The following is a 23,317-nucleotide window of genomic DNA, read 5'->3' on the forward strand; positions in this document are numbered from 1 at the left end:
TCTTTATTAAATGGATATTATCGAGCTGGTGAACAAACTCGATTTTGAAAGCTACCAGCGGCTGAAAACCGCAGTAGAACTTGGTAAGTGGCCCGATGGCAATTCGCTTTCTGATGAGCAAAAAGAGAACGCGATGCAGTTGGTGATCGCCTATCAGGCGACCAAATTAGACCAAACACAACATATGAACGTGGCTAAAGACGGATCCTTGGTACATCTATCCAAGAACGATTTAAAGCAGCAGTTCAAGGGACAGACAGTAGAGCCTATCGCAAGGTTTAGACACGATGATATTTAAAAATTTATTCCGCCCCGCCTGGCAACATAAAGACCCAGCTAAACGTCAATCCGCCATTGCTGAACTCGACAGCAGTAATCAACCCCATCGCACCATTCTCCGTGAGCTTGCGTTCAACGATGGTCACCGTCAGGTTAGACGCCTGGCGCTGGAAAAACTAAATGAATTATCACTGTGGTGGTTAGCAGCCGGTGAGGAGCGTGACGATGGTCTGAAGAAGGCGGCGTTGCAACATGTGACAGATATCATCACTGCAGCCTCTCCTCTAGATACTGCCCAAGTCTCCGCTTTTGTCAGTGATTGTAAGGATCGTAAATACCTCGAAGCTGTTTGGCGGCAACTGCCTGCCGACAGCTTGCGTCAGTCGGCTCTAGAACGTATTAACAAAGCCCGTTGCTACATTGATGCGGCAGATTCCGATCCGTCAACGGAGATTGCGCTTTGGGCTGCTGCCAAGATTGATGATGAAAAGCAGATGCGCCGCTTGGCAAAAAAGGCTGGCAACATTGAAGTACAAGCGTTTTTTGTATCCAAACTTGAAGCGCTACAGCGCGCTAAAGAGCGTCCAGCAGAGTTAAATGAGCAAGCCCGGCTGCTGTTAGCGCAGCTGCAAGGGGTCACGGAAAAATTGACCGAGCCACAGGCGGTGGAGCAACGTTCATTAGGCGATAAAGCCAATGAGCTTGAGATCCGTTGGCAATCATTAGCCAAAGAGCTGGAGCCACTGGAACTGCTTGCGCCGTGGCAAGCCAAACATGAAGGCATTGCTAAACGCCTTTATGCCCGGTTAGAGGAGCTAATGGCAATATGGCAACAGGCGGAAGCGCAAGAAAAAGCGGCAAACGAAAAGTTAGAAAATGCCGCTATGTTGCGTGGGGGCTTCGAAGCCTTACAGGTAGATATCAAAGCGATCCATAAGTTGATCGAACAGCAGCAAGCGTTTGATATTAAGCCGCTTACCGAAGTGTTATCAGCTCTCAAACAACAGTTAGGCGCTGAAGCATTAAATGAATCAGATTGGATGGCACTATCCAAGCTTGCAGCGGACGTGACTGAACAGCTTGTCAAGCTAGAGGACTTGCCTGCCCAGCTGGCTAAGGCAGAAGCGCTAGTTGCCCCGTTGCAACAGATTGATGCTGACAGCGAGACTTTCCTGACTGATCTAGCTGAGTGGCGCGGACAATGGCGAGCGGTTTCAGACTTACCTTTACCTGACGGTTTACGTGCGCAGGTCAACGAGCTGACCACGCCACTGGAAAAAGCTAAGAAAGCCCTCTTTAGGATGCGCAAAGAAGCAGAAGAAACCGTAGACAAGCTTCTGGGTAAAGCTGAGCGCCATCAACAAGCAGGGCGTTTAAAAGTGGCAGTGCGAGAGTTTCATCGTCTGGCAAAGCCTTATGCATTGCTATCTGATAAGGCTAAGCGTCGCTTTGATAAACGTTATCAGAAGTTAGCGGCGGTAGAGCAGGAGTTGTTGGAGTGGCATCAATTGGTCGCGGCACCCAAAGCCGATGCGCTACTGGAAGAGATTAAGGCGCTTGCTGAATCTCCCGCCGAGGATCCAAAAGTGCAGGCCGATGCCGTTAAAGATGCCCGTCGTCGTTGGCAATTGCTGGAAGTGGATCGTAACGAAGCAAGTTGGACACCGCTTGCGGAGCAGTTTGATACGCTAAGTGAAAAAGCGTTTGAGATCTGTCGTCAATTTTATGGTGAGCAGCAGCAGGAGCGGGAGAAGCACCTGCAAGAGCGTGAAGAGGTGATCAAAGCGGTTCAGGCGTTGTATGAACAGCACAAAGAGGCCCCGCTGGCACTCAATGATCTTGAATCAAAGTATCGTCAGCTGTCCAATAAGTGGCGTCAGTGCGGCGAGATTGATTTTGCCAAGCGGAAAGCGGTGCAAAATCGGTTTGTAAAAGCGTCGCGTAAAGTTACCGATGTATTGAAGCAGCTGTATAGCGTGAATGAAGCACAGAAACAGCAGCTACTTAAACAGGCAGAAGCGCTCGATCTTTCCGATGCTACGGGTTCCTCCGAGCAGTTCGATGGCTTGATGAAAAAGTGGCGTGATGCCGGTTATGCTGGTGCGAATGAAAAGTCACTTTGGCAGCGTTTCCAGTATGTGGGGCAGCAGCTCCGCGAGCAGCGCAATGCCTCACGTACCGAGCAACGAGAGCAGTGGCAGAGTAATGCTGACGCTTATAAAGTCGTGCTTAGTGAATTTGCGGCAGCGATCGCAGCCGCTGAAGATGACGCGGCGTTACGTCAGAGTATTGCTCAGGCGCAGCAAGCTGCCGACGCTATTGGTGAGACCGCTCATCGAGACCGTCGCGAGTTGGAAGCTGAAATGGATGATCTGCGCAGACAAGCCATGGAAGCGATTGCGGCCAGACAAAAACAGCAGGAACAGCGAAACTATCAAGTATTGATTGAAGCGGTGACGGCGAATAGTGATGAACTATTGCAGTCATTGCCTGAACGTTGGCAAAAAACTGTCAAACAGTGGCAAGAGAAGGGCGCAGAAAAGCCGGCTGATGCAGAGATACGTGAACGCTTGACTATCGAAGCAGAGCTACTGGCAGGGCTCGATTCGCCCAATAATAGTGATGCGCTGCGCCAGCAACTGCGTTTGACCCTGTTACAAGCACGTATGAATGGCAGTGGTGATAGCGAGCGTTCGGTAGAGAACCTGTTTTGGCAGTGGTTAGAAGCGGGCGCTGTGACGAAAGCGGATGAAGATGCTTTGAAGCGTTTTGAGCGTGCTTTAACAGCTTAGACCCACTGATGCTTTGGTTTGCAGAAGCACCTTCGGGTGCTTCTTTTGTTTCTGGCGCTTTATCTACCGACGATAGCAAAAGAGGAGAGAGCAGTGTTCTGTCGTTGCAATTGGCTCGCAATATTATTAGTCATAATGACTATGACTTTATCCGGTTGTTCGCAGCCCAAGTTACAGCCGCTACCCTATGGTGCGCGTATTTTGGCGTTTGGTGATAGTCTGACAGCAGGCTATGGCGTTGAGCGTATTTATAGCTATCCGTCAGTATTGGCGGAGCTTAGTGGCCGTGACGTGATAAATGCCGGGGTCTCGGGAGAGCTGACTAAACAAGGTATCGAGCGTTTACCTTTCCTATTGGATCAGACGATGCCGGAGCTATTGCTCTTGATTGAAGGCGGGAATGATATTCTTCAGAATCGCCCAGCTAACGAGACAAAACAGAACTTGGCAAAGATGATCGAGATGGCACAGGGCAGAGGTATCCCAGTGGTATTAGTCGGCATACCGGAAAAAAGCTTGTTCTCCAGCTCTGCCGCTTTATATCGAGAATTAGCAGTAGAGTACGATCTGGTGTTTGACGGTAATTTAATGGCGGCACTTCAACGCTCACCAAGCTTGAAATCTGATTATGTGCATTTCAATCAACAAGGTTATCAGCAAATGGCTGAAGGGATTTTTGCTCTGCTAAAAGAGAATGGCGCCTTTTAATTAGTAAAGGCGCCAGGTAGCGCGTAGTTTTACGGCCAGAAAGGTGTGCTGCGTCGCTAAAGGCGTTAGTGCTTACTTAGTTCGCCTCTTAAGCTTATCTGCATTTTTTCTCTTATCTGCGCAGGGGAAAGTGCTTGATTGAGTAGGTAGTGCAGTTTCGCCAGCGTGGCTTCTGTGGTCATGTCATAGCCACTGATCACACCAACATCTCGTAATGCTTGTCCTGTGGCATAACCATCCATATTGACACTGCCTTTCAGGCACTGGGTGCAGTTCACCAAAATGATCCCTTGATCCGATGCCTGCTTGAGCAGCTCGAGCATCTGCTTATGTTGCGGCGCATTCCCTACGCCATAGCTGTGTAACAGCATGGCTTTGACCGGTTGGCGTAAGATATTGGCGATCACGTCTGCAGAGATCCCTGGATATAGGCTGACCATACCGATCGGTTGCGATGTGACGGATTGAACGCGCAGAGGCCTACCTGATGGTCGTTTCACTTCGCCACTGACTAATTGGATCTGGATCCCCGCTTCAAGTAGCGGGGGAAAGTTTGGCGAACCGAAGGCATTAAAGCCATCGGCGTGGACTTTAGTTGTGCGGTTGCCACGAAATAGCGTGTGATTAAAGCACAGAGATACCTCTGGAATTGGGTAGTTGGCTGCCAGAAAAAGGGCATCCAGCAAGTTTTCTCTGCCATCAGAGCGTAATTGAGCCAGCGGGATCTGTGAGCCCGTGACTACCACGGGTTTATCTAAGTCTTGCAACATAAATGACAATGCCGAGGCGGTATATGCCATGGTGTCTGTGCCATGCAGGACAACAAAACCATCATATTTGTCATAGTTACGAGCGATATCGTCAGCAATATTTTGCCAATCGGTCGGCGTCATGTCAGATGAGTCAATCAGCGGCTGATAGGCATGGATCTCAAAATCTGGCATCTCCTCACGGCGGAACTCAGGCATTTTCTGCAACACGTCTTGTAGGAAGCCGGGTTCGGGAATATAGCCATGGGCAGAGTGGCGCATACCGATAGTGCCGCCTGTATAGGCGATATAAATTTTACGTCTTTTCATATTGCTAGCATACGTGAAAAGGTCGTATCTGCCATTGGCAAATACGACCTTTTTAACGTTTTTCAGATGAGAAAAATTGTTAAGAGTTTAATAGATTTCGCAGCCCAGACAACGAGCATAGGCACCCATTGGATCATTTAGCTCATTCAGTACCGACAGGTCACTAAACATGCGCTTTAACTCGATCATGATCTGGCTCTGGGGTTGGAAACCACTGAACTCTTGACCCTGTTCGTTAGCCATGACCATGGCACTGCCATTAAGCAGTTGATTGACCAAATGTTCTCTGAAACTCATGGGGCGCTGAACCTCATCAACATCATAAGCACTGAGACCAGCTAAATCAGCTGCTGCAGACACTGCATCTTGCAGTGTGCCCAAATTGTCTACTAAGCCGAGTTCGTATGCTTGTTTACCGCTCCAAACGCGGCCTTGAGCGATCTTGTCGACCTGCTCAGGGGTCATTTCACGTTCTTCAGCAACTAGCCCGATAAACTGGTGGTAACCGTGCTCGATGGTGCGCTGAATGATTTCGCTGACGCCTGGATCTAACGGACGGGTAATGCCTAACCCGGCAATATCCGTTGTGCCTACGCCGTCTGTGTGCACGCCGATATGATCAAGGGCGCGATCTATCGTGGTGATCATGCCGAAGATGCCAATGGAGCCAGTGATGGTGGTCGGTGCCGCCCATATCTCATCTGCACTGACAGATATCCAGTAACCACCGGAGGCTGCATAGGTACTCATTGATGCGACCACAGGTTTACCTGCTCGCTTCAGCTCTTCAACTTCATTTCGGATCAGCTCTGAGGCGAAAGCACTGCCGCCAGGGCTGTCCACGCGCAGTACAACCGCTTTAATTGCATCATCTAGCCGCGCTTGGCGAAGCAAACGCGCAGTGCTATCACCGCCAATGGTGCCCGCTGGTTGGTCACCATTTAAGATGGTGCCTTTAGCAATGACGATGCCGACGCGGTCTTTATGCTCATGGGGAGCCTGGTGTGGGCGAATAACGGCTAGATATTCTTGTAACCATACTTGGTTGAAGCTTTTGTGCTCAGGATCTTGGCCAACCACCTCAATGATCGGTTGACGCAGTTCTTCACGAGTTTTTAAGCCATCAACCAGCCCCGTGTTCAGTGCCATCTGTGCGAAGTCACCATCCACAGCTTTCAAGTTGCTTAATAGCGACTGGATGGAGAAATTCAGCTTCTCTTCGTCAAGGCCTCGTTGTGTCGCAATGTCCTGCTTGTACGCCGTCCACAGGTCATTCATCCAGGCCATGTTGGCTTCTTTTGCGGCTGGCGACATATCATCACGAATATAAGGCTCTATCGCTGATTTAAAGGTACCAACGCGGAACACATGGGGTGTTACTTTTAGTTTTTCCAACAACGATTTGAAGTAGGTGCGATAGCGCCCGAAGCCTTCCAGCATCACCATGCCTTGGGGATTGAGATAGACCTCATCCGCATGGGCGGCTAGATAATATTGATGCTGTGCGTAGTAGTCACCGATAGAAAACACTGGCTTGCCGGAAGCTTTGAACGCCTCAATGGCGGCACCGATCGCTTGCAACTTGTTGAGGCCGGTGGGCGCCATGTCACGGGTTTCGATGACTAATGCTTTGATGCGTTGGTCATGTTGAGCGTTTTCGATGGCGAAGATTATATCTTTGAGTAGCGTTTCTTTTGGCTTCTCTTTACCGCCTAATAACTGTTTAGTGAAGGCTTCTGCGGGATCAACTGATACTTTTTGCTCAACCACATTGCCTTGAATACTCAGTATTAAGGCGGCTTTTTCGGGCATGCTAGGCCCTTTGTCAGCAAATAGGGTGGTGAGGAACACCAGCAGGAAGACCACAAACAACAAGTTGGTTAATACCGAACGGGTGGTGGTCAGCGCTTTGCCAATAAAGCTGAAAAACTTCTTTAGATATTTCATCAAATCTTCTAATCCGATTAGGGCACACTGAAATGTTAAATCCTTGTGGGCAAGTAACGTAACGGAATTTGTAAATAATTGTAATTACCAGATGTAGCAAATTAGAACTATGCCACTTGCCGACAACTGGTATGACCATTAAGCTGGGTACAACAAAAACAATAAATGAAAGATGGCCCTACACCATGACAAACAAAAGCTATCCCAACTTACTGACTCCCCTCGACTTGGGTTTTACCTCTCTACGTAATCGAGTGTTGATGGGTTCAATGCACACCGGCTTGGAAGAGGAGCGGGGTGGTTTTGATAAATTGGCGGCTTTTTATGCCGCCCGTGCCAAAGGTGGGGTTGGCTTAATTGTGACGGGGGGGATCTCACCAAATTTTCGGGGCCGCCTAGCTCCCCATAGTTCACAGCTTAGCTTTGGCTTTCAGGTGGCTAAACATCGAAAAGTTACAGATGCAGTGCACCAGCATGACGGCAAGATCTGCTTGCAGATCTTGCATGCTGGGCGTTATGCCTATCACCCATTTTCTGCTGCACCCAGCGCCATCAAGGCGCCAATCAACCCATTTAAGCCAAAAGCGATGACTGACGGTATGGTCAAACGCACGATCAAGCAGTTTGCTAAAACAGCGACACTGGCGCAGAAAGCGGGCTATGACGGCGTTGAGGTGATGGGATCGGAAGGTTATCTGATCAATCAGTTTGTTTGCCCGCGTACCAACAAACGTAACGACCAGTGGGGCGGTTCGCTGGAAAACCGTATGCGCTTTCCGTTGGAGATCATCAAAGCGATCCGTGCTCAGGTTGGTAAAGAATTTATTATTGTATTTCGGTTGTCGATGCTGGAATTGGTCGATCAAGGGGTGAGTATGAAAGAGCTGCCTACGATGGCTAGGTGGCTGGAGCAAGTTGGCGTTACCATCATTAACACAGGGATCGGGTGGCATGAAGCACGGGTACCAACCATCGCAACCAGTGTTCCCCGCGCTGCATTTAGTTGGGTTACGGCCAAACTGAAAGATGAAGTCTCGATACCTTTAGTTACAACTAATAGAATTAATGATCCGCAAGTGGCTGAGGATATTCTCACCCGAGGCGATGCCGATATGGTGTCGATGGCGAGGCCTATGTTGGCTGATGCTGACTTTGTGAACAAGGCGGCTGCCGGCCAAGCGGAAGCGATTAATACCTGTATCGCTTGTAATCAAGCCTGTCTCGACCATGTATTCAAAGGCAAGCGTGCCAGTTGTTTAGTTAATCCTCTGGCATGTTATGAAACAGAATTGGTCATTAAACCTGCGATACAAGCCAAACGCGTCGCCGTGATCGGTGCCGGCCCTGCGGGCTTGTCGGCGGCTTGTTATGCGGCGGAGCGTGGTCATCAAGTGACGTTGTTTGACAAAGATAACGATATTGGCGGGCAGTTCAATTATGCCAAGCAGATCCCCGGCAAAGAGGAGTTTTACGAAACCCTACGTTACTTCCGTCATCGTTTGATGACCGCGGGGGTTGAGCAATGCTTAGGGGAAGCGCAAACCTGTGAGTCACTGTTATCGCAACAATTCGACGAAATTATCATCGCTACGGGGATTACGCCACGAACGCCACCGATCCCAGGTATCGATCACGATAAGGTGTTGGGTTATCTCGATGTATTGCGAGAGCATCAACCAGTAGGGGAAAAGGTCGCGATTATTGGTGCTGGTGGCATTGGCTTTGATGTAGCGGAGTATCTGGTTGAAGGGCATCCATCGACGACCACCGATTTACCTCGCTGGTTAGATACCTGGGGTATCGATCCGGCATTGGCTACGCCTGGTGGTTTAAAAGAAAAGCCTGATGTACAGCAGGTAAGTGAAAGTAAACAAGATAAATCGCACCGTCAGATATATCTGCTGCAACGAAAAAGCAGTAAAGTAGGCGCCGGCCTGGGCAAAACGACTGGCTGGATCCACAGGGCAGCACTGAAGCAACATGGCGTTAAGATGATGGCAGCCGTGCAATATCTGAGAATTGATGACGATGGTTTACATATTGAAGTTGAAGGTCAGCGGCAACTGCTGAATGTTGATCATGTTATTCTCTGCGCGGGACAAGAATCAAAGCGCGATCTTTATGACCAGTTGTTACAGCAAGGTGCGTCAGTGCATTTGATTGGTGGTGCGAAACTGGCGTCAGAACTTGATGCTAAACGTGCTATTCGTGACGGCGCTGAAGTCGCTGCTGCCCTTTAAATCGAAAGACGCATAATTCAATAAGCGCTTTAATGAATACTGTGCCGCGTTAACTCCGCGGCCAATAGCTATGGAATAAGAGAAACGGTAATGCGAAGACAGTTGATAATGTTTGTTATGGCAATTCTGCTGTCTGCCTGCACCACAACTCGTTATGTGGCTGTGCCCGTATCAGAACCAGACGCAGAGTTAGGTAAACGCCAAGCCTGGCTGACTGGTATTGAAAGCGGTGACACTTTGGTTTTACACACCCATGAGGGGAAAAGCTATTTCTTTACCCTCGACAAGGTCTTGCACTCAGACGACTCCGTTGGCTTTATCCCCAAAGATCGACCCTCAATGGTGGAGATCCACCAAATGGAAGGGCGAAAAAAGATGGAGCCGGTTATTTCGGCTGATGATGCAACACCCGTCGGAGACACCGAGTTCCAACTTCCGTGGTGGTCTCCGAGCGTTATTGCTGGTGCTGCGGCATTGCTGTTGTTGTTATAGCTCCTTGTATCAAATTTGAACTGCTCAACTCTGAATACGCTCTTTTTTGACGATATCAGTTGGTCAGATGGTGTCAAAAGAGCATGGGAACGGATTTAGTTGGACGATAGATTAGACGTATACCGTTGATCTATCTTCTGATGGGATCTGTACACGTCAACATGACGCCAAAAAAAATCGATATGTTTCAGATCCTATTTATCTCTTTTCATTGCTGTACTCTTAGTTTGCTCTGCAAGTTGCAACCATAGCTGTATTAATTGAGCAGTATCTTACCGATCGATTTATTCAAAGCACATTTTCAAACCGTTGAAGTTTCTCGTCAGAGCGCCAAAGTGACCTCTCTACTGTTCGATGTGGTGTTTTAGTCGCCTATGCGCCGAGCTCCACATATGCGGGGCTCGGCTGTTCAGTAGATAGTCATAGATGTTGCGGTAGGCGCTTTTTCCTACGCACTCCGCAACACTTGAACTAAGCGATTACTCCACGTGACATGTCGGTTCGCTAAAGTCGCCATTGTGGCTACCTTGCAGACCAAATGAGGTGCTTTGGCCCGGATTGATATTGCCGTTATAGGACACATTGCTTACCTTGATTGATTGCGCTTCGGCTGAGAATTCGCCGTTCCAACCATTAGCTAAGGCGACAGCGGTGGGGAATTCAAGTACCACACGCCATGCCGTCACTTTGTCACCGCTGTTGTTGCTGACCTTAATGTTGTTGAGAACGAAGCCTGAATGCCAGACATCAACCGATCCCAGCTCACAAGACACTTCACCGCTTTCAACGGCAGCCACTTCAATCATGGTACGGTCGCTGACCTGCAATGACTGCTGTTGATCATCCAGTGCGGTGACTACCAGCTCATAGCTGCCGGCCGTCGCTGGTGCGTTGATCTGACCACGCATACCATCAAAGCGCATGGTTTCGCCGCCCAATACTGCCTCAAAACCAGCCGCATCATTTAAAGACACTTCTATGTTAATGGGGGCATTGACTTCAACTTGAGTACCATCGGTAGGGGATTTTAGGCCAATCTCAGGGTTCAAAGGTGCTTCTTGAACCGCGGTCAAAGACACGGAATCCATTTCAGATAGTTCAGTTCCAGCGTTATCAACAGCCACTAGCTTAATGGTGAAGTTACCTTCATCAGCAGGCGCTTTCACACTGACGCTGCCCGTGGCTGGGCCTGTTTTTACGAACTTACCATCGACATAAACGTTTACTTTCTCGGCTTTGGTCAAGTTGTAACCAATATTGACGTTGGCTCCAGCCATTACCTGACTACCCGCTTGCGGCGATAAGATGGTGACCGACGTGGTTTGGTTCTGGTAATACTCATTCAAGCTAAGGCCTGTTTTACTGCTGCCCAAAGCGATCTGGTGATCTAAACCAATGAATTTACCTTGTTCATTTTTCCATAAGCTAGGCTCAAACAGGGCGTACTTTTCTTCATCCCATGTTGTCCAATCATGGTCCAACAAACCACCGGTGTCGCCAGAGTTCGGGTTGATACACCAGAAAGTATGGTGCAGGCGGTTTTCAATGATCAGGTCACGCATTGCAACCATCCATGTTTCATTGTCTCCACCATCCATGAAGCCGCCCCATTCACCAATCAATAGCGGGGCAATGTTTTCTTCATGAATGAACATCCAGTTGTCTTTCCAGACATCTTTATAGAGTGAATCTTTATTAAATCCGGCATAGAACCAAGGCTGCTTGTGAACCAATGGGCCGTAGTCATGGGGGGAATACATAAACTGACTTTGGCGGTCGCCTAAATCAACTGGGTAATCTTTCACGCCGCGCAGGTTTCCGCCCCACCAAGTGCTGTGGTAGCTATCATCGTTACGGCTAGTCCATGTTTTACCATCCACAGGGAAAGACTCAATACCCTCACACATCACCAACATATTTGGGTTGATGTCGAGAATACGGTTTGCTGCCGTTTCGCAGGCATATTTCCAGTTATTTTCGTCGCTGGAGTTATCCCATTTGGCAAATTCGCTGTCTGCCCAAGGTTTGCCATGGGGCTCATTCTCTAGATCAAACGCAATAATGGTGTCATCATTTTTATAACGCTCAGTTACCCACTCCCATGTGGAGTAGAACACCTCTGACGTCATTTCACCCTTATACCAAAGCGGTGCAAAGTGACCCATGTTGTCGGCTTCGGCACTATGAACATCGAGTAAGATTTTTAAACCGACTTTTTTCGACGCAACGACCATGGCATCGAAAACATCCAGTGAGGTCGCATTGGCAAGATCTGGATTAGTGTGGCTATTTACTTGCGCTTTAGATGCCTGACCATTCTGCCATTCATAAAGCAACTCTGTAGAGATAGGTACTCGCAGGATGTTAATCCCACGATCGGCAATGCTTTGCAGCGTATTCTCTAGATTGACAGACCAAAGGCCGTGAAATACACGCTCAGTGGTATTGAAACCAAACCAGTTGGCACCTGTCATCCAAACTGTATTGCCGTACATGTCTTTAACTTGATTACCTTCTACGTGCAGCCAATCGTCGTTGTTTGTCGACTGTGCTGCGATAGCACCAACACTCAATGAGGTAAACAGTGCGGCCGAAGTAAGCTGAGACAATAAATTCCGTTTAAATTTCTTCATCATATTTCTTCATTTTTGTTTGATATTGGCTGCCCTTGCGAGCAGCCGTTCGGTGGACGATCTATCAAAAATTTACTTATCTAGCTGGCAATCAGGGGCAGTAAAATTACCGCCGTGCTCACCTTGCAAGCCAAAGCTGGTACTTTGTCCGGGTTGGATTTTGCTGTTGTAAGACATATGGCTAACGTGAAGCACGCGGCCATTACTTGTCATCTCCATCACACCATTCCAACCATTAACAAAGGCAACAGATTCGTTGAACAACAGTTTCACTTTCCAACCATCAATAGCTTCGTTGCCGTTATTGGTGATGCTGATGTTGTTTAAAACAAATCCGCTGTGCCACTGATCTACGGAACCAATCTGGCAGCTGATATCTCCCGGTTGTACCGGATCAATTGGATCGACAGGATCAACCGGATCTACGGGATCAGCTTCTTCAACCACGGTCAGTCTTACACTGTCTTGTGCGGCAAGTTCTTCACCTTGTTCATCAGTGCTTACCACAGTGATTTCAATTTGCGTTGCTTGATCTGGTATCTGTACTTTGATCGAACCATTACCCACACGGCTATCAATCAAAATGCCGTCTACGTAAAGGTTGGCGCCATGGGCATTCTTTAAATTAATGCGTACATCAATTGACTCACCGGCTTTCACTTCACCGCCATCCGCGGGTGATGTGATTGCTACGGCAGGGATGATTGGCGCAGCCACCTGTACTGTCACGTCAGCTGCAGAAGACACTGCGCCATCGTTATCAACCACAGTAAAGCTGAACTTATCGTCACCGAAGAAACCGTCGTCAGGCGTATATTGCGCGATATCACCGTCGATACTGACTACACCTTGCTGCGGCTGCATCGCCACTTGGTACTTAGCGATGGAACCATCACTATCGCTGCCTATCAGCATGGCCTGTACCGGTGTTTCATAAGCGGTGACTAGTTGTGCCCCTTTGGCTACTGGCGCACAGTTGATACCCGTGCTGTCACCACAAGAGGCACTCGGCTCTTCACCCCAAACTAAGGTGTCACCATCGTAGAGCGCGATCTTCGGTGCGTTCTTGGTGCCTGAACCGTAGTTATCCCACGAAGGGTCATTGCTGTTATCCCAATCAGAACGATTGGTATTGGTGGGTAGAGACAAACGGAACTGCACCTCTTTTTTCGAGGCTGATTGGCCACCCGGATAAACGTCGACACCTTCTAAACTAACTTCGGCGTAGTACAGGTTGTCAGCTTTATCTCCCCAGGCGTGTAAACCGGAGATCCCCGAACCTTGAGAATATGCTGTTGATACAGATACGTCATTCGCGGTGTAGCCAGCGTCATAAACTTCGGTTAAATCAACCCAGTAACGAAACTTCAAGTTACTGGTTGTTCTTGCCGGCCAAGCAGTGTGGTTGTGCACCTTTGTACTTAGCTCGATATAACGTGGACCTTCAGAGTTAACCTTGGCTTCAACAAATAATTCGGTATCACGGACTTCCGCTACTGGGAACTGAGATGCCGGAATCGGTGTGCCACCCTCATCTAGCCACAAGCGTGCTAGCGCAGAGGTAAAGCCCGCGTTGTAATCTGTCGCTACTTCATTCTTAACATAATCGCCACGATCATCGGTCCATGAATCATCCAAACCAGGACCACCCACCAGCGCACCAACCAAGAGGTGACGGTTTTCCACTGGCTGACTAGAGCTGTCATTCCACGTACCGTGGGCAGTACGATGATGTGGCTTAGTTGGATAGTAATTGCCGTAACCGATCTGGTAAGAGATATTCAGCGGGTTATCACCCAAGATGTAATCTAACTGACCCTTGGCAAAGTTATAGTAGATATCTGCTTTGTCTTTTTTCAGGTCGCGAGACTTTAAGTAATCTGAGTACACGAGTGCGGCAAAAGAAGTATTAGCGGTGTAGCGCGCCGCGCCCCAAGTATCGAGGAATGCCATACCGCCCGGTGTATAACGTACTTTGCTGCCTTTATAACCCACGGTCCAATAATCCAACCAGCGCTCAGCGTCAGCCTGATATTCAGACTCATCGGTGAGTGATGCCATCAGTACGTACGAACCGTACGCCTTATCATCCCAGGCTTGTCCCCACTTGTATGACTTAGTATTGGTTTGAGACTCTGTCCCTAGATGCTTATATTCGTCTTTTGCTTTGACTAGAAACTCGCTATCACCGGTGGCGCGATAAAGCCAAAGTGCGCCCCATACTAATTCGTCCTGATAGCCGCTCCAGGAATTATAAAAAGCTTTAGCATCAGTGATCGAATCAGAGTATTTACCGCGATATTTATCGGCGAAACTGTAAAGTTGTTTTGCGTGGGTCAGTAACGTCGCGGCATAAGTGGGATCAGTTTGTTTAAACACGATTGAGATAGCTGCTAACGCCGCAGCGGTTTCGCCTGCCAAGTCTGAGCCGGGGTTCTGAGCATCGACCTTGTAGGAAGGGCGTTGCATACGCATCACTTCCGCAGCCCCCCACCATGAGTGGTCAACTGAGCCTTTACCTACTTGGCCGTAAAGCACGTTAGGAGCAACATGGGCTTTCACAAAGTAGTCAGCAACAAAGCGTAAGTTGTTTTCAATATGTGTTAATTGGCCGGTTTGCTCGTAAGCATCCCGGTAATCAACGACACCCCATGCCAGCATGGTCGCTGTAGCTGCCATTGGAAAACCAAATTTAACGTGGTCTCCGGCATCATACCAACCGCCTGTTAGGTCAACATTGTTGTCGTGACCATCCTGCATTGCAGAATCACCGCGCCATTCATTTCTGTTCCACGATGGGATAGCACCTGATTGCTGTGCTTCATAGAAATAAATAGATTTTTGTAGTGCTTCACCATAATTATGGGCAACGGCCATGGGGATCTGGCTAAATGCCAGTGTTGCGAGAAATAATTTAGATAATTTCATATCAAAATTTCTTATCCTTGAATTTAAAGTAGCGCTATAAAACTGCATCACGCATCCATTACGCAAATAGCTACAAAAGAAAACACTAATTAAATCCATTTAAAAAATTGTAACAACTGCGTAACCTTTATAATAAACATATTTAACTTAAGACATCAAAAAAGTAATTAACTCAAATGTCTATATCTATTTGTTTAGTTATTGCGAATGTTTTTAATTTAGAGTGGAGTGCGCGCAGTTTTTTATTGGGTGAGCATCTGTTTAATTAGCATTGGGTTTATTAATTTATATGCGTTCATTTAAATAAGGTTTAATTAATTGCTAATAAGCGGCGCCGGTATAATTAAGGATTTATATCTGCGTTGTTATTTACATTGTTATTTACTTCGTTATCTAATTTATTATGCGTGTATTAAAACTTTGTATTTAACATTTCTTTGCTCCGTATCATTAATTGGATGATTTTGTGCAATGATCCGACAAACTCAAGAGGGAAAGACAGGTTGGCGACGATGCTATCCCCGGTATCCCAGAAAAACCTGGCTAGGCGAGACGAGCATTGCTGACACAGGGCTAGAGCTAAGTCATCAGCCGAATAAGATTTGCGAATGCGCTGATGCGGCCGGGTGTCTTTGTGCTTGCAGGCTCCATTAGATGGCTGCTAAAGCAATACCTAAATTATTAGTGGCGAAGTAACGGAAGGCTTTAACCATATTCCATCAACATGGCATTGTGTTGTGAATAAGTAGAACTTTGGCGGCGCTGTAGATGACTTCTAAAGTTGGGGGTGTTGATACCTTAACTGATAGTTTGATTGTCGTCGCTTATAGAAAAATAGTCACTGTTAAAAGTCTGTTCATGTTCAACTGCATAGCAAGTGCAAATGAACCAAATTATTACTATTGCCATACCAACAGTGAAGCTGATTATAAGGTGTTTATTACCGGTATATTTGAAGCGGATGCGGGCTTAGGCAGTGAGTTGTAAGCTAACTTTGGCCAGCTAATGGGTACTGATTCTAATGCCGATCTCGTATCAATGTTGATTTCTAATATTAATACTTAAATATCGTGGTGCACTAGTGACATTAAGTGAGTCGGCGCTTAGTCTTTTTTATCTGCTCTTGCCCGTTGCTCGGCCATCTCCAACCACAGTTTAATTAGCTGTGCGGCCTGTTTTGGATGATTGCGAATATACTTTCTTATCTCCCGTACCGTGTCTTGTTCACTTTGTTTTAGTACGCCTAAGCGGCGAAGTTTATTTTCCGCTTCTGTGGGCTTTTTTATTGTGTTTGCTACGGAACCTGAACCACTACGTTTTCGCACGATTTTGCCGCTGGCCGGTGCTTTTTTTGATTTCTTTAGCCAGTTAAACATCAGGCAGCAGCGCTTCTTTTTGACGAGGAGAGGTGACTTAAATTTAGTTAACTGGTTTAGGGGCGTCCAGTTATGCTGGGCATGGTATTGAAGCCACTGCAACATGCAGGATCAAAAAAGGCTCCGCGAGGAGCCTTTTACGTTTGCCTTAACCGAATCGATTATGATTGACGACGCAGTACTAGACCACCAAAGCAAGCCAAAAGCATAAATGCAAAAGTAGCTGGCGTGGGTACTTCAACTGTTGGCGGGTTGAATAGGAACTGATGAAACTCCCGTCCGCCGGTATAGGACTTAGCTGCAACGCTACCGTCGAATACTGCGCCGCCACTCACATCCGCGCCAATAGCAAGGACTGAGCCGGACATAGCGATACTATTAAAATTGACTGAATCGGCTTCGTAGAAGTTCCAAAGGATGTTTTCTGCACCAAATTCGTAGGGGCGGAAGCCATCAACCAGATTAACGCCTCCTTCTACTAGAATATCTGCGCCAGAAACGTTGATAATGACGGTCTCAGCTAAGCCGTAGTCTAGTGATAGACTGGAGTTCTGGGCGAAGATATCTGCAGCGCTGACATCAAATACTGCCAGAGCGTCCGTACCATCGTATTCGAATGTTTTTGTTACGCTGTTGAAACTGGCATTTTCGCTTAATCCAGCATAGAACGAAGACTCTGAATTTAGCTCACTCACAATGCTGTCAATATTGAAGCTAGCATCATAATTAACAGTGCCACCGCCGTTCATATTGATATTGCCAACGTTCAGGTTGCCAGCATGACGCACATCACCGCGCTCTATGGTCAGATTTGTTGCCGTGATGTCTCCAACGACAGACAGGGCATCACCATCTTCGGTAATACGTGAGCCGAAGACTGCGCCGAAACCTTCGGCATTTAGATTACCGCCGACTAGCGTACGTCCTTCAACGTCACCGCCCTCGAAGTTGTAATCCTGCTGCAAAATAAGGTTGTACGTGCTCATTGGGCTAGCGCTAGCTACACCACAAACAACAAGAGAGCTGGAAAGACAAAAAGTCTTGAAAATAGCTTTGAAAGATTGAGAATTCATGCGCAAGTCCTTAGGCACATTCGATAGACTCGTACATGTTACCAAACTGTTATTCTGTGATACATAACTTTATTTTTTATGTTGTTTACTCACTATTCGTGACGTAACGCTTGTTTTGTAAAGTTATCTGACAGTTTCTGAGGCTGTATCGTGCTGAAAAAATAAAAGCCCTGTTAAATCAACAGGGCTTTCGCATTCAGTTCAAATCTTAACTAAACAGGTTGGGGGCTAACCAGCGGTCCGCAGTCTCTTTGTCCCAGCCTTTTCTCTGCATATAGTCATCCGCTTGATCTTGTTGGATCTGAGCCACAGCAAAATATTTGCTCTCAGGATGCGATATATACCAGCCTGATACGGCTGCGCCAGGCCACATGGCGAAGTTTTCTGTCAGTTTAATACCCGTGGCGTTTTCTGCGTCCAGTAGCTTCCACAGTGTCGCTTTCTCTGTGTGTTCGGGATTTGCCGGGTAACCGGGAGCAGGGCGAATACCTTGGTATTTCTCGCGGATCAAGTCGTCATTGCTAAGGACTTCATCCGGGGCGTAGCCCCAATAGACCTTGCGTACTTGCTGGTGGAGATATTCAGCAAAGGCTTCCGCCAGACGATCTGCGACGGCTTTGACCATGATCGCTTTATAGTCGTCATGCTGAGCTTCATAGAACTTGGCCAGCTCATCCTCACCGATACCAGCGGTGACTGCGAAGCCGCCGATATAGTCGGCTTTACCACTGGATTTCGGTGCTACAAAGTCAGAAACACAATAGTTGAACTGTCCTGAGCGCTTCTGTCCTTGCTGGCGCAAGTTATACAGGGTATGCACGACCTCAGTCCGTTCGTCGTTGCTGTAGACCTGAATGTCGTCACCGTCACTGTTCGCTGGGAACAGGCCCAGTACACCAGCGGCTTTAAGTGAGCCATCAGCGATCACTTGATCGATCAGCGCGTTGGCATCATCGAAGATCCGCTTGGCTTCCTGTCCCTGTTCATCTTCAGTAAAGATGCTCGGGTATTTGCCCTTCATCTGCCAGGTCATAAAGAACGGCGTCCAGTCGATATAGTCACGTAGTAGGCTGAGATCGACCTGTTCGAGAACCGTTACTCCCAATTGCTTGGGTACGGGCGGTGTGTAGTTTTCCCAGTCTGTGGTGAATTGGTTCGCACGTGCTGCCGCCAATGACACCGACTTGGTTTGACCCTGTTTGCGAGCATGTTGCAGGCGAACGGTGTCGTACTCTTCAGCCAGGCGTTGGCTAAAGGCTGGTTTATGCTCGGCACTTAATAACTGACTGGCTACACCAACGGCGCGCGATGCATTGGAGACATAGACGACAGGTTCATCGTAGTTTTGTTCTATTTTTACCGCGGTGTGAGCTTTAGAAGTTGTGGCACCACCGATCATCAGCGGTAGGTCAAAGCCCTGACGTTGCATCTCTTTTGCCATATGCACCATCTCATCGAGTGAGGGGGTGATCAGGCCGGAAAGACCAATAATATCGACGTTTTCATCTTTTGCTACTTGCAAGATTTTATCTGCAGGTACCATGACGCCAAGATCGATCACTTCGTAGTTGTTACACTGCAGTACCACGCCGACAATGTTTTTGCCGATGTCGTGAACATCGCCTTTTACGGTCGCCATTAAGATCTTGCCGTTGGTCTGGCCTTCATCTTTTTCTGCTTCGATATAGGGTTCTAGGTAGGCAACCGCACGTTTCATCACACGGGCGGATTTTACCACCTGTGGCAGGAACATCTTACCTTCACCAAACAGATCACCGACTACATTCATGCCATCCATCAATGGCCCTTCAATCACGTGCAGTGGACGTTCGGCTTGTTGGCGTGCCTCTTCTGTATCTTCTTCGATAAAGTCGGTTATACCTTTAACCAGCGCATGTTCAAGACGCTTGGCAACCTCCCAACCGCGCCACTCTGCAGCGACATCATCTTCTTTGGCGGCGCCGCTGTCACGATACTCATCGGCGATAGCTAATAGGTTTTCAGTACCATCAGGTGTGCGGTTCAGAACCACATCTTCTACGGCATCCCTCAGCTTTGGCGGGATCTCTTCGTAGATCTCCAACTGACCAGCGTTCACGATACCCATGTCCATACCATTTTTAATGGCGTGATACAGGAATACCGCGTGGATCGCTTCTCGTACCGGGTTGTTACCACGGAATGAGAACGAGACATTAGATACACCACCAGAGATCATCGCATGGGGTAGGTGTTGCTTGATGTCTGCAGTGGCTTCGATAAAGTCCACGGCGTAGTTGTTATGTTCATCAATACCGGTAGCGACGGCGAAGATATTGGGGTCGAAGATAATATCTTCTGGCGGGAAGCCAACTTTGTTAACCAGCACATTATAGGCGCGCTGACAGATCTCGAACTTGCGTTCGCGGGTATCCGCTTGACCCACCTCATCGAACGCCATCACGATCACTGCGGCGCCATATTTGCGCAGCAATACCGCTTGTTCGATGAACTTTTCTTCACCTTCCTTCATGGAGATGGAGTTAACAACGCCTTTGCCTTGGATGCATTTCAGGCCTGCTTCCAGCACTTCCCATTTTGAAGAGTCGATCATCACAGGTACGCGGGCGATATCGGGCTCGGCAGCGATTAACTTCAGAAAGCGCTCCATACACGCTTCAGCGTCGAGCATCCCTTCATCCATATTGATATCGATGATCTGAGCGCCGTTCTCCACTTGCTGCTTGGCCACATCGAGGGCGGTTTCATACTGCTCCTCTTTGATCAGGCGTTTAAACATGGCTGAGCCGGTAACGTTGGTGCGCTCACCGACATTTACAAACAGCGTGTCTTTATCTATTACCAACGGTTCTAGACCGGACAGCCGGCAGGCGATGTCCAGTTCGGGCAGTGGACGAGGCTCTACGCCAGCAACGGCGTCTGCCATGGCTCGGATATGTTCTGGCGTGGTGCCACAGCAGCCACCGACCAGGTTAACTAAGCCAGATTCTGCCCACTCTTTGATATGTTCGGCCATCTCTGCTGGGTCAAGATCATACTCACCGAAGGCATTTGGCAAACCAGCGTTGGGATGCACAGAGACAAAGGTCTCGGAGATCTGCGACAGATCACGCACGTATTGGCGCAGCTCTTTGGGGCCTAAGGCGCAGTTCAAGCCAAATGAGATCGGCTTAGCGTGGCGCAGAGAATGATAAAAGGCTTCAGTGGTTTGGCCTGACAAAGTACGGCCAGAGGCATCGGTGATGGTGCCGGAGATCATGATCGGCAATTCGTAACCGATCTGCTCAAACACCGTTTGTACGGCAAAAATCGCGGCTTTGGCGTTTAATGTATCGAACACCGTTTCGATTAAGATCAGGTCCGAACCACCATCAATCAAAGCGTTTGTCGCTTCAATATAAGCCTCAACGAGCTCATCAAAGCTGGTATTGCGGAAACCGGGGTCATTCACATCCGGTGAGATAGACGCGGTACGGTTAGTTGGGCCTAAAACACCAGCAACATAGCGAGGAATACCTGTTTCCGCGGCGACATCGTCTGCCGCTTGGCGTGCCAAGCGGGCGCTCTCGCGATTGATCTCCACCACCAGAGATTCCATGTCGTAGTCGGCCATGGCGATACTGGTAGCATTAAAACTGTTGGTTTCGAGGATATCGGCACCGGCCTCTAGGTATTGCCGATGGATGTTGTAGATGAGTTCGGGCTGGGTCAGTACCAGCAGATCGTTATTGCCTTTGACATCCGATGGCCAGTCAGCGAAACGTGTACCACGATAGTCAGCTTCTTCCAGCTTTTGATTCTGGATCATGGTGCCCATACCGCCGTCAATAACGGCAATACGTTGCTTGAGTGTGGTTTCCAGTGCCTGAATACGTTCTATTCTGTTCAAACTTCTGCTTCCTATAACGATTCGGCGTGGGCTTGGCTTAATGCAACCAAAGACGCTTCGTTTAGATTAAACGGGGTGAGCTGATAAACATGGTAGTTGAGCCAGTTGGTAAATAGCAGATTACCATGGCTGCGCCAGCGCACCTTGTATGGCTGGTTTGGATCGTTATCAGCGTAATAATTTTCCGGGACCTGCGGGTCTATCCCGGCATCAAGATCGCGGCGGTATTCATCATCAATGGTATTGGCATCATATTCTGGATGGCCAGTAACAAAAAACTGTCGGCCATCTTTCGAACCTAGCAGGTATAAACCGGCTTTTTCGGAGTCAACCAACACCTCCAGCTCAGGATGCTCATCAATCGCTTTTACTCTGACTTCGGCGTAGCGGCTGTGGGGCGCATAGAAAAATTCATCAAAGCCACGTAACAACGGGTGGTCTTTAGCCGCTTCACGCACCTGATGTTCATAAACACCAGATAATTTCTCCTCGCGCAGATGGCGTTGTAAACCATAGAAGTGGCTTAGTGCTGCGTGGGCTGCCCAGCAGAGGAAAATGGTGCTGACAACATGGCTTTTTGACCAATCCATGATGGTTTGCATCCGCTCCCAATAATGCACCTCTTCAAACGCTATCTGACCTAACGGTGCGCCAGTAATAATAAAGCCGTCGTAGCAGTTATCTTTAATCTCTTCAAAGCTGCGGTAGAAGGCATCCAAGTGCTCTTTTGGCGTGTTCTTCGACGGGCGATCATCGATGCGCAATAGTTCGACATCTATCTGCAGCGCGCTGTTTGAAAGTAAACGTAGCAGCTGAGTTTCGGTTTCGATCTTCTTCGGCATGAGATTAAGGATCAACACACGCAGTGGACGAATGTCCTGATGCTCCGCACGAGAGGCGGGCATGATGAAAATATTCTCCTGTTTGAGAATATTGGCTGCGGGGAGCTCGTCTGGAATTCGGATCGGCATGAGCTTTAACCTGTACGTCTAGCAACTGTTCAGTGACTAAAAAGGGCGTAAACCGCCCTAAATTAGAACGAGTCTAACTGAATCGGTTTTAGACGTCTAGAAGTCTTACCATCCATGCTGCTACAAATTGTTGAAATATTATCTTGGGTTTGCCTGTCTATCCTTAGTAGATAGCAAATTCAAATAGTTGAGGAAACCGAGCCATGGGCGTCAAGCAGCTTTATACACCAGTAGATAATGTCTGGAAGGGGATTTCACAAATTGATGGCCTTGCGCCCCTGTTACTCCGTCTCTATCTCGCGCCCGTGATGATCCAAGCAGGGTGGAATAAAATACAGGGCTTTGACGGCGTTGTTGAGTGGTTTGGGAACAGCGAATGGGGCTTGGGTTTGCCGTTTCCTTTATTGCTGGCCAGTCTGGCTATAGCTGCAGAGTTTATAGGTGGCATTTTGTTGATCCCCGGCATTTTGGTGCGCTGGGTGTCTATCCCTCTGATGGTGACCATGCTAGTGGCGGCGTTTAGCGTACATTGGCCTAATGGTTGGCTGGCGATCGCTGATCCCAACAGTTGGTTGGCAAGTGAACAGGTGGCGGAATCCGCGCAGAAATTGGCCATCGCGAAAGAGATTCTGCAGGAACATGGCAATTACGAGTGGTTAAGTTCGAGTGGCAGCTTTGTTGTGCTTAACAACGGTATCGAGTTTGCCATTACCTATTTTGTGATGTTGCTGTCTTTGTTCTTTACCGGCGGCGGTCGCTATACCAGTGTCGATTATTGGGTACATCGTTCGGTGATGAAATCGCAGAACTAATGGTTCGTATAGACAGGGGACAGCGGGTTACCGTCGGGTTGCTCGCTGTTTGAATAGAGGTCTCCATTGTTAGTGATAGCTAATGTTCACCTGCTGTT

At 48.3% G+C, this 23,317-nt stretch carries 15 protein-coding genes; 7 read left to right on the forward strand and 8 right to left on the reverse strand.

Translation table 11 applies throughout. The features are described 5' to 3' along the window. Nucleotides 1–10: 10 nt before the first annotated feature. The 3 genes from DU002_RS08290 to DU002_RS08300 all read left to right on the forward strand — a co-directional run bounded on the left by DU002_RS08290 (nt 11) and on the right by DU002_RS08300 (nt 3,779). Nucleotides 11–298, forward strand: a complete 288-nt coding sequence (locus tag DU002_RS08290) for a YeaC family protein (RefSeq protein WP_114337904.1) — start codon at nt 11–13, stop codon at nt 296–298. Next, entirely contained in the window at nt 288–3,071 is a 2,784-nt protein-coding gene (locus DU002_RS08295; RefSeq protein ID WP_114337905.1) for a DUF349 domain-containing protein, read from the forward strand. Before DU002_RS08290 ends, DU002_RS08295 begins: the two co-directional genes overlap by 11 nt. Before the next feature lie 135 nt (nt 3,072–3,206). Next, nucleotides 3,207–3,779, forward strand: a complete 573-nt coding sequence (locus DU002_RS08300) for a GDSL-type esterase/lipase family protein (RefSeq protein ID WP_114337906.1) — start codon at nt 3,207–3,209, stop codon at nt 3,777–3,779. A gap of 65 nt (nt 3,780–3,844) precedes the next feature. On the opposite strand, the gene ansA is transcribed toward DU002_RS08300, so the two are convergent. Together ansA and sppA are read right to left on the reverse strand one after the other, a co-directional pair. Next, nucleotides 3,845–4,858: an asparaginase gene (gene ansA / locus DU002_RS08305; RefSeq protein ID WP_114337907.1), complete on the reverse strand. Its 1,014-nt coding sequence runs from the start codon at nt 4,856–4,858 to the stop codon at nt 3,845–3,847. Between the two features lie 87 nt (nt 4,859–4,945). Continuing rightward, a complete protein-coding gene (sppA, locus tag DU002_RS08310) occupies nt 4,946–6,805 on the reverse strand; it encodes a signal peptide peptidase SppA (protein ID WP_114337908.1) in 1,860 nt (619 codons plus the stop codon). 185 nt (nt 6,806–6,990) lie between these two features. Between sppA and DU002_RS08315 the strand changes: the two genes are divergently transcribed. Then, the gene (locus tag DU002_RS08315) at nt 6,991–9,045 is read left to right on the forward strand and encodes an FAD-dependent oxidoreductase (protein WP_199405199.1); all 2,055 of its coding nucleotides are present in this window, start codon (nt 6,991–6,993) and stop codon (nt 9,043–9,045) included. Nucleotides 9,046–9,135: 90 nt separating this feature from the next. Further along, nucleotides 9,136–9,537 carry a hypothetical protein gene (locus DU002_RS08320; protein ID WP_147271813.1) on the forward strand — a complete coding sequence of 134 codons (402 nt, stop codon included), beginning with the start codon at nt 9,136–9,138 and terminating at the stop codon, nt 9,535–9,537. A 479-nt stretch (nt 9,538–10,016) separates the two neighbouring features. Here DU002_RS08320 and DU002_RS08325 read toward each other — a convergent pair whose 3' ends face one another. Both DU002_RS08325 and DU002_RS08330 read right to left on the reverse strand, forming a co-directional pair. Next, nucleotides 10,017–12,173, reverse strand: a complete 2,157-nt coding sequence (locus tag DU002_RS08325; protein ID WP_233496451.1) for a cellulase family glycosylhydrolase — start codon at nt 12,171–12,173, stop codon at nt 10,017–10,019. 69 nt (nt 12,174–12,242) lie between these two features. Then, nucleotides 12,243–15,098: a glycoside hydrolase family 9 protein gene (locus DU002_RS08330; RefSeq protein WP_114337911.1), complete on the reverse strand. Its 2,856-nt coding sequence runs from the start codon at nt 15,096–15,098 to the stop codon at nt 12,243–12,245. A gap of 768 nt (nt 15,099–15,866) precedes the next feature. Between DU002_RS08330 and DU002_RS08335 the strand changes: the two genes are divergently transcribed. Next, entirely contained in the window at nt 15,867–16,085 is a 219-nt protein-coding gene (locus tag DU002_RS08335) for a hypothetical protein (RefSeq protein ID WP_114337912.1), read from the forward strand. Nucleotides 16,086–16,201: 116 nt separating this feature from the next. On the opposite strand, the gene DU002_RS08340 is transcribed toward DU002_RS08335, so the two are convergent. From DU002_RS08340 to metA, 4 genes are all read right to left on the reverse strand, one after another. Continuing rightward, a complete protein-coding gene (locus DU002_RS08340) occupies nt 16,202–16,474 on the reverse strand; it encodes a hypothetical protein (RefSeq protein WP_130565916.1) in 273 nt (90 codons plus the stop codon). 161 nt (nt 16,475–16,635) lie between these two features. Next, nucleotides 16,636–17,460 carry a choice-of-anchor A family protein gene (locus tag DU002_RS08345; RefSeq protein ID WP_158538004.1) on the reverse strand — a complete coding sequence of 275 codons (825 nt, stop codon included), beginning with the start codon at nt 17,458–17,460 and terminating at the stop codon, nt 16,636–16,638. Nucleotides 17,461–17,755: 295 nt separating this feature from the next. Beyond that, nucleotides 17,756–21,436 carry a methionine synthase gene (gene metH, locus DU002_RS08350; protein WP_199405200.1) on the reverse strand — a complete coding sequence of 1,227 codons (3,681 nt, stop codon included), beginning with the start codon at nt 21,434–21,436 and terminating at the stop codon, nt 17,756–17,758. An 11-nt stretch (nt 21,437–21,447) separates the two neighbouring features. Further along, nucleotides 21,448–22,407 (reverse strand): homoserine O-acetyltransferase MetA, encoded by a 960-nt coding sequence (metA, locus tag DU002_RS08355; protein ID WP_114337915.1) that lies wholly within the window; start codon nt 22,405–22,407, stop codon nt 21,448–21,450. A gap of 203 nt (nt 22,408–22,610) precedes the next feature. On the opposite strand from metA, the gene DU002_RS08360 reads away from it, so the two are divergent. Beyond that, complete coding sequence (locus DU002_RS08360; protein WP_114337916.1) at nt 22,611–23,219, forward strand: HvfX family Cu-binding RiPP maturation protein; 609 nt, start codon at nt 22,611–22,613, stop codon at nt 23,217–23,219. Nucleotides 23,220–23,317 lie beyond the last annotated feature (98 nt).

It is taken from the genome of Corallincola holothuriorum, from assembly GCF_003336225.1.
GTDB classification, from domain to species: Bacteria; Pseudomonadota; Gammaproteobacteria; order Enterobacterales; family Neiellaceae; genus Corallincola; species Corallincola holothuriorum.

Excerpts from the sequence above, each read along its gene's own strand:
- DU002_RS08290 (WP_114337904.1), top strand. The coding sequence starts at position 11 with ATGGATATTATCGAGCTGGTGAACAAACTCGATTTTGAAAGCTACCAG.
- DU002_RS08295 (WP_114337905.1), top strand. The coding sequence starts at position 288 with ATGATATTTAAAAATTTATTCCGCCCCGCCTGGCAACATAAAGACCCA.
- DU002_RS08300 (WP_114337906.1), top strand. The coding sequence starts at position 3,207 with ATGACTATGACTTTATCCGGTTGTTCGCAGCCCAAGTTACAGCCGCTA.
- ansA (WP_114337907.1), bottom strand. The coding sequence starts at position 4,858 with ATGAAAAGACGTAAAATTTATATCGCCTATACAGGCGGCACTATCGGT.
- sppA (WP_114337908.1), bottom strand. The coding sequence starts at position 6,805 with ATGAAATATCTAAAGAAGTTTTTCAGCTTTATTGGCAAAGCGCTGACC.
- DU002_RS08315 (WP_199405199.1), top strand. The coding sequence starts at position 6,991 with ATGACAAACAAAAGCTATCCCAACTTACTGACTCCCCTCGACTTGGGT.
- DU002_RS08320 (WP_147271813.1), top strand. The coding sequence starts at position 9,136 with ATGCGAAGACAGTTGATAATGTTTGTTATGGCAATTCTGCTGTCTGCC.
- DU002_RS08325 (WP_233496451.1), bottom strand. The coding sequence starts at position 12,173 with ATGATGAAGAAATTTAAACGGAATTTATTGTCTCAGCTTACTTCGGCC.
- DU002_RS08330 (WP_114337911.1), bottom strand. The coding sequence starts at position 15,098 with ATGAAATTATCTAAATTATTTCTCGCAACACTGGCATTTAGCCAGATC.
- DU002_RS08335 (WP_114337912.1), top strand. The coding sequence starts at position 15,867 with ATGACTTCTAAAGTTGGGGGTGTTGATACCTTAACTGATAGTTTGATT.
- DU002_RS08340 (WP_130565916.1), bottom strand. The coding sequence starts at position 16,474 with ATGTTTAACTGGCTAAAGAAATCAAAAAAAGCACCGGCCAGCGGCAAA.
- DU002_RS08345 (WP_158538004.1), bottom strand. The coding sequence starts at position 17,460 with ATGAGCACGTACAACCTTATTTTGCAGCAGGATTACAACTTCGAGGGC.
- metA (WP_114337915.1), bottom strand. The coding sequence starts at position 22,407 with ATGCCGATCCGAATTCCAGACGAGCTCCCCGCAGCCAATATTCTCAAA.
- DU002_RS08360 (WP_114337916.1), top strand. The coding sequence starts at position 22,611 with ATGGGCGTCAAGCAGCTTTATACACCAGTAGATAATGTCTGGAAGGGG.